Here is a 12,748-nt window from a genome sequence, read left to right on the forward strand (position 1 = left end):
CGGGGGCGCACCTCACGTCGGGAAATTTTCCGTGGGCATCAGGCGGCAGGCTGTTTAGCGTCGGCGCCAAGCCTCGCCGACCGATGCGAGGCTGCCTACAACGGAGACAACCGATGCCCCGATCGACGCCGCGATGGCGCCTGCACCCGCTGGCCCTGGCCAGCTTCATGACCCTGGCCTGCGGCCCGGTGGTCGCCCAGCAGACCGAGGCCGAACAAGTGGCGGCGCTGGGCGAGACCCAGCGGGTGGAGATCATCGGCGTCACACCGGTGCCCGGCACGGGGATCGACCGCGACCAGATCCCGTCGAACGTGCAGACCACGAACGACCGGCGGCTGCGCCAGTTGCAGAGCCTGAACATGCCCGACTTCCTGGGCGGCCAGTTGCCCAGCGTGAACGTGAACGAGATGCAGGGCAATCCGTACCTGATGGACGTGAACTTCCGCGGCTTCAGCGCGAGCCCGCTGCTGGGCACGCCACAGGGCCTGTCGGTGTTTTTGGACGGCGTGCGGGTCAACGAGCCCTTCGGCGACATCGTCAACTGGGATCTCATCCCCCAGTCGGCGCTGGCGAGCGTCACGATGCTGCCGGGCTCGAACCCGCTGTTCGGCTTGAACACGCTGGGGGGCGCGCTGTCGCTGCAGACCAAGCGTGGCGACACCCACCCCGGCACCGAGGTGGAACTGCAGGCGGGCTCGTTCGGCCGCGTCAGCACCGAGGTGACCCATGGTCAGACCTGGGGTGACAGTGGCCACCTGTTCCTCGCGGCCAGCACCTTCGATGAAGACGGCTGGCGTGACCATTCGCCGTCGTCCTTGCGGCAGCTGTTTGCCAAAGGCGGGCAGCGCCTGGACAACGGATCGTGGGATCTGGCGCTCACCCACGTGAGCGGCAGCCTGATCGGCAACGGCCCGCTGCCTGAATCGATGCTGGCCCAGCGCCGCGACCAGGTCTACACCCGGCCCGATCGCACCGAGAACACGATGACGCTGTTGAGCCTGAACGCCAGCCTCGATCTCAGCCAAAGCCATCGGCTGTCGGCAACCCTCTACACCCGCCAATCGGACGCCGACACCCTCAATGGCGACCTGAACGATGAGTACGATCCGCCGGATGTGACCGAGGCGGGCGTCGAGAACCGCACCCACACCCGTCAGGCGGGGCAGGGCCTGGCGCTGCAATCGACCTGGACCACGGCGCCGCACCACCTCACCGTGGGCGCGTCGTTCGACACCGCCCGCAGCCGCTTCCGCCAGACCGAGGCCGAGGGCGACATCGACGACACGCTGCTCATCGTGGCCACCGGCGAGCCCGAGATCAGTGCCTGGATCACCGGCCGCACCCGCACCACCAGCGTCTATCTGCATGAGTTGTATGCATTGCGCCCCGATGTGCAGCTGACATTCTCGGCGCGTTACAACGACACCCAGGTCACCACGGTGGACGAGGGCCGCATCCAGCTCGGGCTCGACACTACGCTCGATGGCGACGCCCGCTACCGCCGCCTGAACCCGGCCGCCGGCATCACCTGGCAAGTGACGCCACAGCTGACGGCCTATGCCAGCGCGTCGCAGGGCAACCGGGTGCCCAGCCCGATCGAGTTGGGCTGCTCCGACCCCGACAACGCCTGCGTGCTGCCCAACGCGCTGCAATCAGACCCGCCGCTGAAACAGGTGGTGTCGCGCACCGTCGAGGCGGGGGTGCGGGGGCGCTGGGAGCCCGGCTGGCAATGGAACGCCTCGGTGTTCAACACCACCAACCGCGACGACCTGCTGTTCATCAGCAATGGCCTCGCCGCTGGTTACTTCACCAATTTCGGCCGCACCCGCCGCCAGGGGCTGGAGCTGGGCCTGTCACAGCAGGCCGACACGTTCGGCTGGTCGGTGAACTACAGCTACCTGCGCGCCACGTTCGAGTCGTCGGCCTGCATCGTTTCCGAGAACAACAGCAGCGCCGGCACCAGCCCCCGCTGCACCGGCGAGGGCGAGATCGAGGTACGTGCGGGCAACCAGTTGCCCGGTCTGCCGCGGCACACGTTCAAGCTCTCGGCCGATTGGCGACCGGCCGAAGGCTGGAGCCTGGGCGCCCAGTGGCGCGCGTTCTCAGGCCAGTATGTGCGCGGCAATGAGAACAACGCTCACCGGCCCGATGGTGACGAGTTCCATGGCAGCGGCCGCCTCGGTGGCTTTGCGGTGGCCGATGTCACGGCTTCGTGGAAGATCGGCGGTGCCTTCGAGCTGATCGGCAAGGTGTCGAACCTGTTCGACCGGCGCTACGCCACCGCTGGCCTGCTGGGCGAGAACGCGTTCGACAGCCAGCGCCGCCTGCTGCCGCCCGACGACTGGCGCGCCGAGCAGTTTGACGGGCCCGGCGCCCCGAGGGCGGTGTGGCTGGGCGTGCGAGCGTCGTGGTGAGCGTCGTGGAGAGCCTCGTGGTCAGGCGCAGGCTGGGCAGGCCGCGGCTCGGCTCTTGCTTGCCACGGCCGGCGGTCGTCTTCAGCGGCCGCCGGCTGTGTCGTGTGCGGCGCAGTCTGTCACCCCCGAACAAGACCTCCCACGAAGGGTGTCGCATGACAGGAGACGACGCGCTGCTGGCCGATGGCCGGCAGCGTGCACTGGCTTTGGAGGCCCAGGTGGCCCGCGTCGTGATCGGCCAGGGCCGGGTGATCCGGCTGGTCAACACGGCGGTGTGGGCGCGCGGGCATGTGCTGCTGCAAGGCGATGTCGGCGTGGGCAAGACCACGCTGCTGCGCGCCTTTGCGCGCGTGCTGGGCGGCGCCTTTGCGCGCGCCGAAGGCACCATCGACCTGATGCCCAACGACCTCATCTACTACACCCACATCGGCGCCGATGGGCGGCCGAGGGTCGACCCCGGGCCCTTGATCAGCCAGGGCGAGGATTTGGCGATCTTCTTCTTCAACGAGATCAACCGCGCTCGGCCACAGGTCCATTCGCTGCTGCTGCGCGCCATGGCCGAACGCAGCATCTCGGCGTTCAACCGGGACGTGGCGCTGCCGCACCTGCTGGTCTTCGCCGACCGCAACCGGGTCGAGCGCGAAGAGACGTTCGAGATCTCATCGGCCGCGCGCGACCGCTTCATGATGGAGATCACCATCGAGCCGCCCGCCAGCGCCGCCGATCGGCGCGCGTTGATGTTCGACCCGCGCTTTCACGACACCGACCGGCTCATCGACGAATTGCCGGCAGCAATGGTCGACCCCGTGCTGATCCAGCGCGTGGCGGCGGTGGTTCAGCGGGGTGTGAAAGCCTCGGATGCCATGGCCGACTACGTGCTGGCTTTGTGGGAGGCCACCGCCCAACCGGCGGAACGTGGTGTGCGCCTGCCGGATCTGGACACGAAGGAGCTGATGCTGGCCGGTGCGAGCCCCCGCGGCATGAGCCTGCTGATGCGGGCGGCTCGCGTGGCCGCCTGGCTGGCGGGGCGCGACTATGTGACACCCGAAGACGTGCAGGCGGTGTTCTTCGAATGCGTGGCGCATCGCCTGTGCTACCAGCCGGTCTACGAGATGCGCCGTCATGAGATCGGCGGGCCCTTGGTCACGGGCATCCTGCACGGGGTGGCCGCGCCCTAGGAAAACCGACGCATGCTGTCCCCTCGCGAGATCCACTACCGAGTCGGCGCAGCCGTGCGCGGGGCGTTCCCCGGCCGGCATCGCAGCGTTCGCGGATCGAGTGGCTTCGAGTTCCGCGGACATGCGTCGCTGATGGATGTGCCCGACGCGCGCCGACTCGATCTGCGTGCCAGCCTGCTGGACCCCTTCGAGCAGTGGCGCGTGCGGGTGCAGAGCGAACGCCGGGCCATCCCGGTGGCCATGGTGGCCGACCTGTCCGCCTCGATGGGCTTCGATGGCGCCTGCCCGAAGTTGCAGGTGATGGCCGATTTCGTCGACAGCCTGTCGTGGTCGGCCTGGCGCAACGCCGACAGCTTCTCCTTCATCGGGGCCGACACGCAGGTGCGGCGCGAGTTCGTGCTGCCGCCATCGCGAGCGCGAGGCGTGGCCGCGGACATCAGCACCGCGCTGCGCCAGTGGACGCCTGAGGGCACGTCGGCGCAAGGGCTGCTCGATGCGCACCGCTACCTGGGCCGCCACCGAACGCTGGTCTTCCTGCTCTCGGACTTCCTGTTGCCGGCAGCGCAACTGGCCCAGCTGCTCGACAGCCTCAGCGTCCACCACGTCGTGCCGGTGGCGCTGTGGGACCGGAGAGAACTGTCATTGACGGCTCAGCGAGGCCTGGTGCGCCTGATCGATCCGGAATCAGGGCGCCGCCGATTGCTGTGGTGGCGGCCGGCCGTGCGCGCGCGCTGGGCCGAGCGCCAGCGCGCTTGGCGCGACGAGTTCCTCGGTGTTCTTCGCTCCCGGCGGCTGGAGCCGCTCGTGTTCGAAGACGGCTTCGACGCTGACGCGGTGACGCGCTACTTCCATGGCTGAGCAGCTGTACGTGACTCGATGTCAGCGATTCTTCGCGGCAGGGTGCGCCGCGTGGGCGATCGGCCCATGCGGTGCGGCGATGGCGCCAGGTGGCCCGCTGATCCAGGTGAGCGAGCCGCGGGCTTTCGGCTATACCGTGGGCGATGTGGTCCAGCGTCGCATCACCATCGAGCTGCCGGCCGACCTCGATCTCGACGAGGCCAGTTGGCCGGACAGCCGGCAGCGTGGCCGCGCCATCGAACTGCGCGGGCTGTCGCGTCACCCCAGCCCGTGGCTTTCGCCGCGCCGCCAGGCGTGGACGCTGGAGTACCAGGTGCTCGGCTCTGCGGTCGATGTGCGCACGCTGGAGCTGCCGCCCATCACCTTGCGCTTCATCTCACGCACCGGCGGGGCTGGCACCACCTCGCGCATTGATGCCTGGCCGGTCACCGTGTCACCGCTCACCCAGCCCGACGCGCGCCAACGCGAAGGGCTGGGCGAATGGCGGCCGGACCAAGCCCCGCCCCGGGTCGACACCACCGCGGTTCATCAGCGCCTGAGCGCCTATGCCGTGCTGGCGCTGCTGCCCTTGGCCTACCTGGCGGCGGTCTACCTCTGGTGGCCCTGGTGGAGCGCGCGTCGCCGGCCGTTCGGTGCGGCATGGCGTGCGCTCGGTCGGCCATCGGCCGCCGTGTCGCCAGACCAGCGCGTGCGGGCTTTTCGCACCTTGCACCAGGCCATCAACCAGACGGCCGGCCGCGTCGTGTTCGAGGCCGATGTGGCGCGCTTCGTGGCCGAGCATCCTCAGTTTGGCGCGCTGCGCAGCGATCTGGCGGCCTTCTTCCAGCACTCACGCGAGCAGTTCTTTGCCATTCGAGACGAGCGTGAGCCGGGGCCGGGTGCGGCCGATGCATCCGACAGCCTGGGCCTGGTGTGGCGGCTGTGCCGGGCCTGCCGCGATGCCGAGCGGGGGGCCGCATGACGCGCCGGTTCCAGGGAGGGCGTTGTCTCGGGGGCAGCCGATGCTGAGCCTGGCACACCCTTGGGTGCTCGTGCTGCTGCCGCTGGCATGGCTGGCGTGGCGGCCAGACGGCACGCCGCCCCTTCGCCACTCCGCCGCGGTGGTGCTGATGCCGCACGATCCCGCCTCGACGGTGCTGGATGTGGCGCTCAAGCTGACGGCGGTGCTGGCGATCTCGGCCACCGTGGTGGGCATCGGAGGGCCGTTCCGTCCGGAGGTGCCCATCGACCGGGTGGGGCAGGGGGCCGAGATCGTGCTGGTGCTCGATCGCAGCCGAAGCATGGACCAAGGCTTTGCCGGGGCGGCCGGGGTCGGCCCCGCGCCCACCTCAAGCACCGGGCCCGAAGCGCTGGACTACTACGCAAGGCTGGCCGGCGCGCGCAGCCATGAACGCGACTCCAAAGGGCTGGTCGCTCGCCGCTTGCTGGCCGAGTTTGCCGCGCGCCGGCCGGACGACCGGTTCGCGATGGTTTCGTTCAGCACTGTGCCGATGCGCATTCTGGATTTCACCCAGCAGCCCGAGGTCATCCAGGCCGCCATTGCGGCGGGCAACGTCGGGCGCGGATTGTCAGAGACCCACATTGGCTCGGCCCTCCAGGCCGGTTTGTCGGCCTTCGAAGGGCGACCGTACACCGGCTCTCGCATCGTGCTGCTGGTCTCCGACGGGGGCGACCAGCTGGACCCGGACATGCGCGAGCACCTGCGGCAACTGGTGCGAAAGCACCGCGTGGGGTTGTATTGGATCTACCTGCGCTCGCTCAACAGCGCCGGCTTGCCGCACGACGGCGATGAGCCGCCGTCCAACCCCGAGGCGGTGCCCGAGGTGGTGCTGCACCGCTACTTCGAATCGCTCGGCGTGCCGTACCGGGCCTATGAGGCCGAGAACCCGACGGCCCTGCAAAAGGCGATCGACGACCTGGATCGGCTGGAGAAGCAGCCCATCGTCTACCACGACACCGAGCCGCGGCGTGATCTGGCGCCCGTCGCCTATGGCGTGGCATTGGCTTGCGTGCTGCTGCTGATCACCGCCCGGCGCCTGGAGGTGAGGTCATGGGCCTGAGGCCGGTTCATCCCACCGAGGGCCGTTGGGGGCGGATGCTGACCCCGAGGCGCACCCGCTTCATGGCGGGCTTGCTGGCCACGTTGGCGGTGCTGATCCTGCTGGACGGTGCTTGGGCGTGGCAACTGCACCGGCTGAACGCGCAGATCGCCGAACCGCCGGCCGAGGCGCCGGGCTTGGGCGCCGCGCCGGAGTTGCAGTTCGCCTATGCCCACACGCTCGCGGCACGCGGCGATGTCGATGCTGCGCTGAAGCGCTACCAGTCGCTGGCCGGCGACACGCCGCTGGGGCTGGCTGCGCGGTTCAACAGCGCCAACCTGCTGATGCGCGAGGCGGTGCGGCTGCAGGAAGGTGCCGTCGCCGGACAGCCGGGCCAGGCCGGGCAGGCGGTGGCGCTGATCGAACTGGCCAAGGAGCATTACCGCGAGGTGCTGCGCCGAGACAGCGGGCATTGGGATGCGCGCTACAACCTCGAACGTGCCCAGCGCCTGCGCCCCGATCCCGACGAGGGCGACATGCTGCCCGACGAAGACCCCAAGCGCGCCGAGCGCGCCGCCACCACGATGCGCGGCTATACACCGGGGTTGCCATGAGCCGCATCGACGGGCACCTTGTCGCCGCCGCCGTGTTGTTGACGGCCTGCCTGGCGCGGCCTCAGGTCGAGATCGAGCAAGCGCTGATCGAGCAGGTGGTGGTGCTGGACGTGACCCAGAGCATGAACGTGGAAGACGAGCAGCTCGACGGCCGGCCGGCCTCTCGCCTGGCCTTCGCCAAGCGGCTGTGGTCGCAGGCGCTGCGCGAGTTGCCCTGCGGCTCGCGCATCGGCTGGGGCATCTTCACGGAGTACCGCGCGTTCCTGTTGCTGGCGCCGGTGGAGGTGTGCAGCGGCCTGGTCGAGCTGCAATCGACGCTGGCGCACATCGATGGCCGCATGGCCTGGAGCGGCAACAGCGAGGTGGCCAAGGGCGTGCACAGCGCCTGGGGCATCGCGCAGTTGCTGCCGCGCCGACCTTCGCTCGTCTTCGTGACGGACGGGCACGAGGCCCCCCCTCTCAGCGACAAGCGGCGCCCCGCCTATGACGACAAGCCCGGCGAGGTGACCGGCCTCATCGTGGGCGTGGGTGGGCTGTTGCCGGTGCCTATACCGAAGACCGATCCGGGTGGCCGGCCGCTGGGCTTCTGGCGTGCCGACGAGGTGGCGCAGCGTGATCCCTTTGCCGCCAACGAGGCGGCAAAGCGCGAACACGTCGCCGCCAACGAGGCGGCACAGCGCGGATATGTCTCCGCCAACGAGGCGGTACAGCGCGAACATGTCTCCGCCAACGAGGCGGCAGCCACCGTGCCGGGCCAGGAGCACCTGTCGTGGCTGCATGAAGGCCACCTGCGGGATCTGGCCAACGAACGCGGCTGGGGCTACCACCGACTGCTCGACACCGCCCACCTCGTCGAGGCCGCCACCGGCCCGAGCCTGGCCCGATCGGCCACCGCGCCGGCCGACCTGCGGCCCTGGCTGGCGCTGGGGGCGCTGGCGCTGCTGCTGTGGCGGCACCTGCGTTCTCGCGCGGTGCTCGGGTCCGCCCGCTTTCATCGGCCGGCCCGAAGCTCGAGAGTTGCACGGGCCGGCCGTCTATGAACCCGACCACGCCAATGGCCCAGACAACTTCTCATGCCTTGCTGATGGACGCGGCGCAGCGTGCCGTGCGCTACCTGCAGGGCGTGGACGAGCGCCCCATCGCGCCGAGCGACGAAGCGGTGGCGCGACTGCGCCTGCTCGATCGGCCACTGCCCGAGCAGCCCCAGCCCGATGACCAGGTGCTGCGCATGCTGGATGAGCTGGGCTCGCCCGCCACCTCGGCCTCGGCCGGAGGGCGCTACTTCGGCTATGTGCAGGGTGGGGCGCTGCCGGTGGCCGTGGCGGCCAACTGGCTGGCCACCGCGTGGGACCAGAACGCGGCCTCGGCCACCCCCGCCCCGGGTGTGGCGGCCTTCGAGCAGGTGGCCCTGGCGTGGTTGCTGGACCTGTTGGGCTTGCCGCGCGATGGCGCCGGTGCCTTTGTCACCGGGGCCAGCCAGGCCAACTTCTGCGGCTTGGCGGCCGCGCGCCACGCCGTGCTGGCCCGTGCGGGCTGGGATGTGGAGGCCGATGGCCTGTTCGGCGCACCGCCGGTCACCGTGGTGATCAGCGATGAAGCCCACGCGGCGGTCTTCAAGGCGCTGGGCCTGCTGGGGCTGGGCCGGCGGCGGGTGGTGCGTGTGCCGACCGACGCGCAGGGCCGCGTGCGCCTGGACCACTGGCCGCGCATGCAGGGGCCGACCATCGTCTGCGTGCAGGCCGGCCATGTGAACACCGGTGCGTTCGACCCGATCGGGCCGGTGTGTGAGCGGGCCCGCGAAGCCGGCGCCTGGGTGCATGTGGACGGTGCGTTCGGCCTGTGGGCGCGCGCCGCGCCCGGCCTGCGGCGGTGGTGCGAAGGGCTGGATCAGGCCGATTCGTGGGCCACCGACGCCCACAAGTGGCTCAACGTGCCCTATGACAGCGGGCTGGCTTTCGTGCGCGACGCGCAGGCCTTGCGCGCAGCGATGGCGGTGACCGCACCCTACCTGCCGCCTGCACTCGCACGGGGCGGCCGGTCCCCGGCGGACTTCACGCCCGAGCTGTCGCGCCGTGCCCGCGGTGTCGATGTCTGGGCGGCCCTCAGCGCGCTGGGCCGCCGTGGCGTGGCAGAGCTGGTGGAGCGATGCTGCGCCCATGCCCGCCGCTTCGCCCACGGTGTGGCCGCGGCCGGCGGCACGGTGCACAACGACGTGGTGCTCAACCAGGTGCTGGTGAGCTTCACCGATGCCGCGACGACGCGGCGCTTCATCGACGCGCTGCAGGCCGACGGCACCTGCTGGTGCGGCGAAACCGAATGGCAGGGCCGCACCGCGATGCGCATCAGCGTGTCGTCCTGGGCCACCACCGACGCCGACGTCGAACGCAGCCTGGCTGTGATGCGACGGCTGGCGGAAGATGGTGCGTCCGCCGGCCCCGACCCCGACCCCGACCCGTCCCTCACCGATCCCGTCCACCTGGTTGGAGAAACCCATGAATGAACAAGCCGCCCGCTACGACCGAGTGGCCATGAGCCTGCACTGGGCCATCGGCATCGCGCTGTTGGCGCAAATCGTGTTCGGCTTCCTGCTCGATGAGTTGGCGCCGCGCGGCACGCCAGCACGCGGCCCGGTGATCAACCTGCACAAGTCTATCGGGCTGGTATTGCTCGTATTGGTGGTGGCTCGCCTGGCGTGGCGCCTCACCCACCAGCCGCCCCGTTGGCCTGATCACCTGCGGCCTGCCGCCAAGCGGGCGGCCGATTGGGGCCACCGGGCGCTTTACCTGTGTATGGTGGCCCTGCCGGTGTCGGGCTACATCGCTTCCAACTTCAGCAAGCACGGCGTGAAGTTCTTCGGCATCGCGATGCCGCCATGGGGTGCCGATCTGCCCGGGGTGTATGCCTTCTTCAACGGCCTGCATGTGGCTCTGGCTTGGGGTTTCACCGCACTGGTGCTGGGCCATGTGGGCGTGGCCCTGATGCACCTGGCGGTCTGGCGCGACGGCCTGTTCCAGCGCATGTGGCCCGCCACCCTCGCGGTGGGGCTGGCGCTGCTGGCCGGGCCTGCGCAGGCAGCGCCGTTCGCCTATGTACCCAACGAAGGCTCCGGCACGCTGAGCGTGATCGACGTGGCGACCGATCAGGTCGTGGCCGAGATCGCGGCGGGCAAGAAGCCGCGAGGCACCGTGATCACGGTCGATGGGCAGCGCGCGTTCGTCAGCGACCAACCGAACAATCGTCTGGTGATCGTGGACCTGGCCAAGCGGCAGGCCAGCGGCGAAGTGGCGCTGGGTGAATCGCCCGAAGGCGTGGGCCTGTCGCCGGACGGGCGCTGGGCGGCCGTGGCCATCGAAGAGAGTAACGACGTCGCCTTTGTCGACACCGCCTCGAACAAGCTGGCCTATGTCGTCAAGGTGAGCGGCAAGAACCCCGAACACGCCGTCTTCTCCCCCGATGGCAAGCTCGTGTTCGTCAGTGCGGAAGAGGGCGAGGCCGTCAACGTCATCGACATGGCCAAGCGCCAGGATGTGGCGCGCATCCCGGTGGGCGCGCGGCCACGTGGCATCGGCTTCTCGCCCGATGGGGCCCGCGCCTACGTGGCGGCGGAGAACTCCGACGAGCTGTACGTGATCTACACCCGCGAGCTGAAAGTGGCCGCGAAGGTCAAGGCCGGCTCTCGCAGCAATGGCGTGACCGTGCATCCGAACGGCAAGTGGGTGTTCGTCTCCAATGGCGGGGCGGCATCGGTCTCGGTCATCGACGCCGCCACGCTGGCCACCGTGGCGACGGTTCCTGTCGGTCAACGCCCGTGGAACATGGCCCTGTCGCCTGACGGCGCCAAGCTGTATGTGGCCTGCGGGCGATCGGGCAGCGTGGTGGTGGTTGACGCGCAGAAGCACGTCAAGCTCGCCGAGATCACGGTCGGCAAGCTGCCATGGGGTGTGGCCATCCGGTGAAGCGGGGCGGTAGCGAACCGTTACCGCGGCCACTGGGCCTGCTCTCTATACTGGTTCGGACGCCGCCGAAGTAGAGCAGCGGTGCGTCTGTAACCCGTTATGTGCTTGCTGCATGGCCCGCGGCCCAAGACGGGTCGCCGCGCCCGAGACTCCACCTGACCCGCTCCCAAGAGACACCCATGAAGAATAATCGGCCGCGTCACGTGGCACGCACCGCCGTGGCACTGGTGATGGTGGCCGCCGGCTCGGCGGCCTTGGGCGGAGAGTTGGGAGAGGGTGCCGTGCGCAACCCCTACGACATCGAGAAGCCCAAGGGGGCCGGCACGGGGCCCGAGGTGCATGTGGCGGTGGGGGGCTCGGATTCTGCCGATGGAACACCGGCGCATCCGTTGAAGACGCTGGCGGCGGCGATCTTGAAGGTCAAGCCCGGTGGAACCATCGTGATGCACGCCGGCAAGTACCCGGGCGCCGTCATCAACCAGGGCTACGGAACGAAGAAGGCCTGGGTCACGCTTCGCAGCGCGCCGGGCGAGCGGGTGATCCTGCAAGGCAACCCGCGCGGGGACCAGTACGCCACGCTGTACTTCTATCACAGCACTTGCGACGAGTATGCGCCCCCGGGTTCGGTGTGCGCCTCGTCGTACTGGCGTGTCGAAGACCTCACCATCCGCGGGCCCAAGAATGGTGGGGCCGACAGCAACGCGGTGAAGATCGACACCCAGCATGTGCAGATTGCCAACAGCGTGCTGTGCTGCGCCGTGCCAGACGTGGTGAAGATTGTTCGCACAGCCAATCGTGCGGCGGTGCTCGACAGCGAGATCTATTCGGATCCGTCCATCGTCCAGCCGGGCAGCAATTCGCAAGGGGTGGACATCACGGGCGCCGACCAGGTGCGCATCGTCGGCAACCATTTCCACGACCTGCCCGATGTGGCGTTGTATGCCAAGGGCAATTCCCGTGAGCCGATCTTTGCCCGAAATCGCATCCATCACACGGGCTTTGGCGCCAACGACAGCTACAACGCCATCATGCTGGGCCAGCAGACGGACGAGAACCGCTTGGTGGACGGGCCCTACGAGTCGTACGACGGCTTGGTGGTCAACAACATCATCACCGACGTGGCCGGCGCGTGCCTGGCCGCGAGCTCGAGCCTGAACCCCAAGTTCTTCCACAACACCTGCGTCGACACGGCACAGCGCGCGCACAGTGCCATGCTGATCAGCACCGAAGGCGGCATCGCCTACACACCGAACAAGGGTGTGCAGATGGTCAACAACCTGATCTCGCAGTCTTCGAAGCGGCCCCGGATCCTGAACAACACCGACCGCGACTACACCAAGCCCACCGAGGCGCCGCTGTCGATCAAGCAGAACCTCTACTGGGGCGCGGGTGCGGCCACCAAATTCGTGTGGATCCCGGACTTCTACAACGAGCGCGGCTTTGACGCCTGGAAGTCGAGCTATGCCAGCCAGTATGGCGAGGTCGACACCAGCATCGTGGGTGATCCCCTGCTCGATGATGCCTTCGCGCCTTCATCGGGCAGCCCGGCCATCGGCGCGGCACTGCCGGGCTATGCCCTGGTCGACTACGAGGGGCGCACACGTTCGACCCTGGCACCCACCATCGGCGCGATCGAGGCCACGTCGGTGCGCGTTGACGGCCGGCCCGCAAAGTAGTCGCCGCGAACTC

General features: G+C 69.1%; 10 protein-coding genes. All 10 read left to right on the plus strand.

What is annotated here, in order from left to right:
* Positions 1-113: 113 nt before the first annotated feature.
* Positions 114-2,414, plus strand: a complete 2,301-nt coding sequence (locus AACH06_RS02935) for a TonB-dependent receptor (RefSeq protein WP_341424098.1) — start codon at positions 114-116, stop codon at positions 2,412-2,414.
* A gap of 155 nt (positions 2,415-2,569) precedes the next feature.
* Positions 2,570-3,592: an AAA family ATPase gene (locus tag AACH06_RS02940; protein WP_341424099.1), complete on the plus strand. Its 1,023-nt coding sequence runs from the start codon at positions 2,570-2,572 to the stop codon at positions 3,590-3,592.
* Positions 3,593-3,604: 12 nt separating this feature from the next.
* A complete protein-coding gene (locus tag AACH06_RS02945; RefSeq protein WP_341424100.1) occupies positions 3,605-4,450 on the plus strand; it encodes a DUF58 domain-containing protein in 846 nt (281 codons plus the stop codon).
* Positions 4,443-5,411 carry a hypothetical protein gene (locus AACH06_RS02950; RefSeq protein WP_341424101.1) on the plus strand — a complete coding sequence of 323 codons (969 nt, stop codon included), beginning with the start codon at positions 4,443-4,445 and terminating at the stop codon, positions 5,409-5,411. Before AACH06_RS02945 ends, AACH06_RS02950 begins: the two co-directional genes overlap by 8 nt.
* A 40-nt stretch (positions 5,412-5,451) precedes the next feature.
* Positions 5,452-6,510 (plus strand): vWA domain-containing protein, encoded by a 1,059-nt coding sequence (locus AACH06_RS02955; protein ID WP_341424102.1) that lies wholly within the window; start codon positions 5,452-5,454, stop codon positions 6,508-6,510.
* On the plus strand, positions 6,501-7,103 hold the full coding sequence (locus AACH06_RS02960) for a tetratricopeptide repeat protein (protein WP_341424103.1): 603 nt from the start codon (positions 6,501-6,503) through the stop codon (positions 7,101-7,103). Before AACH06_RS02955 ends, AACH06_RS02960 begins: the two co-directional genes overlap by 10 nt.
* Positions 7,100-8,143 carry a vWA domain-containing protein gene (locus AACH06_RS02965; protein WP_341424104.1) on the plus strand — a complete coding sequence of 348 codons (1,044 nt, stop codon included), beginning with the start codon at positions 7,100-7,102 and terminating at the stop codon, positions 8,141-8,143. The genes AACH06_RS02960 and AACH06_RS02965 overlap by 4 nt, the downstream gene beginning before the upstream one ends.
* A gap of 14 nt (positions 8,144-8,157) precedes the next feature.
* A complete protein-coding gene (locus AACH06_RS02970) occupies positions 8,158-9,603 on the plus strand; it encodes a pyridoxal phosphate-dependent decarboxylase family protein (protein ID WP_341424105.1) in 1,446 nt (481 codons plus the stop codon).
* A complete protein-coding gene (locus tag AACH06_RS02975; protein WP_341424106.1) occupies positions 9,596-11,059 on the plus strand; it encodes a cytochrome b/b6 domain-containing protein in 1,464 nt (487 codons plus the stop codon). Before AACH06_RS02970 ends, AACH06_RS02975 begins: the two co-directional genes overlap by 8 nt.
* Positions 11,060-11,238: 179 nt before the next feature.
* Positions 11,239-12,735: a right-handed parallel beta-helix repeat-containing protein gene (locus tag AACH06_RS02980; RefSeq protein WP_341424107.1), complete on the plus strand. Its 1,497-nt coding sequence runs from the start codon at positions 11,239-11,241 to the stop codon at positions 12,733-12,735.
* Positions 12,736-12,748 lie beyond the last annotated feature (13 nt).

This window comes from Ideonella lacteola, from assembly GCF_038066555.1.
GTDB classification, from domain to species: Bacteria; Pseudomonadota; Gammaproteobacteria; order Burkholderiales; family Burkholderiaceae_C; genus Ideonella; species Ideonella lacteola.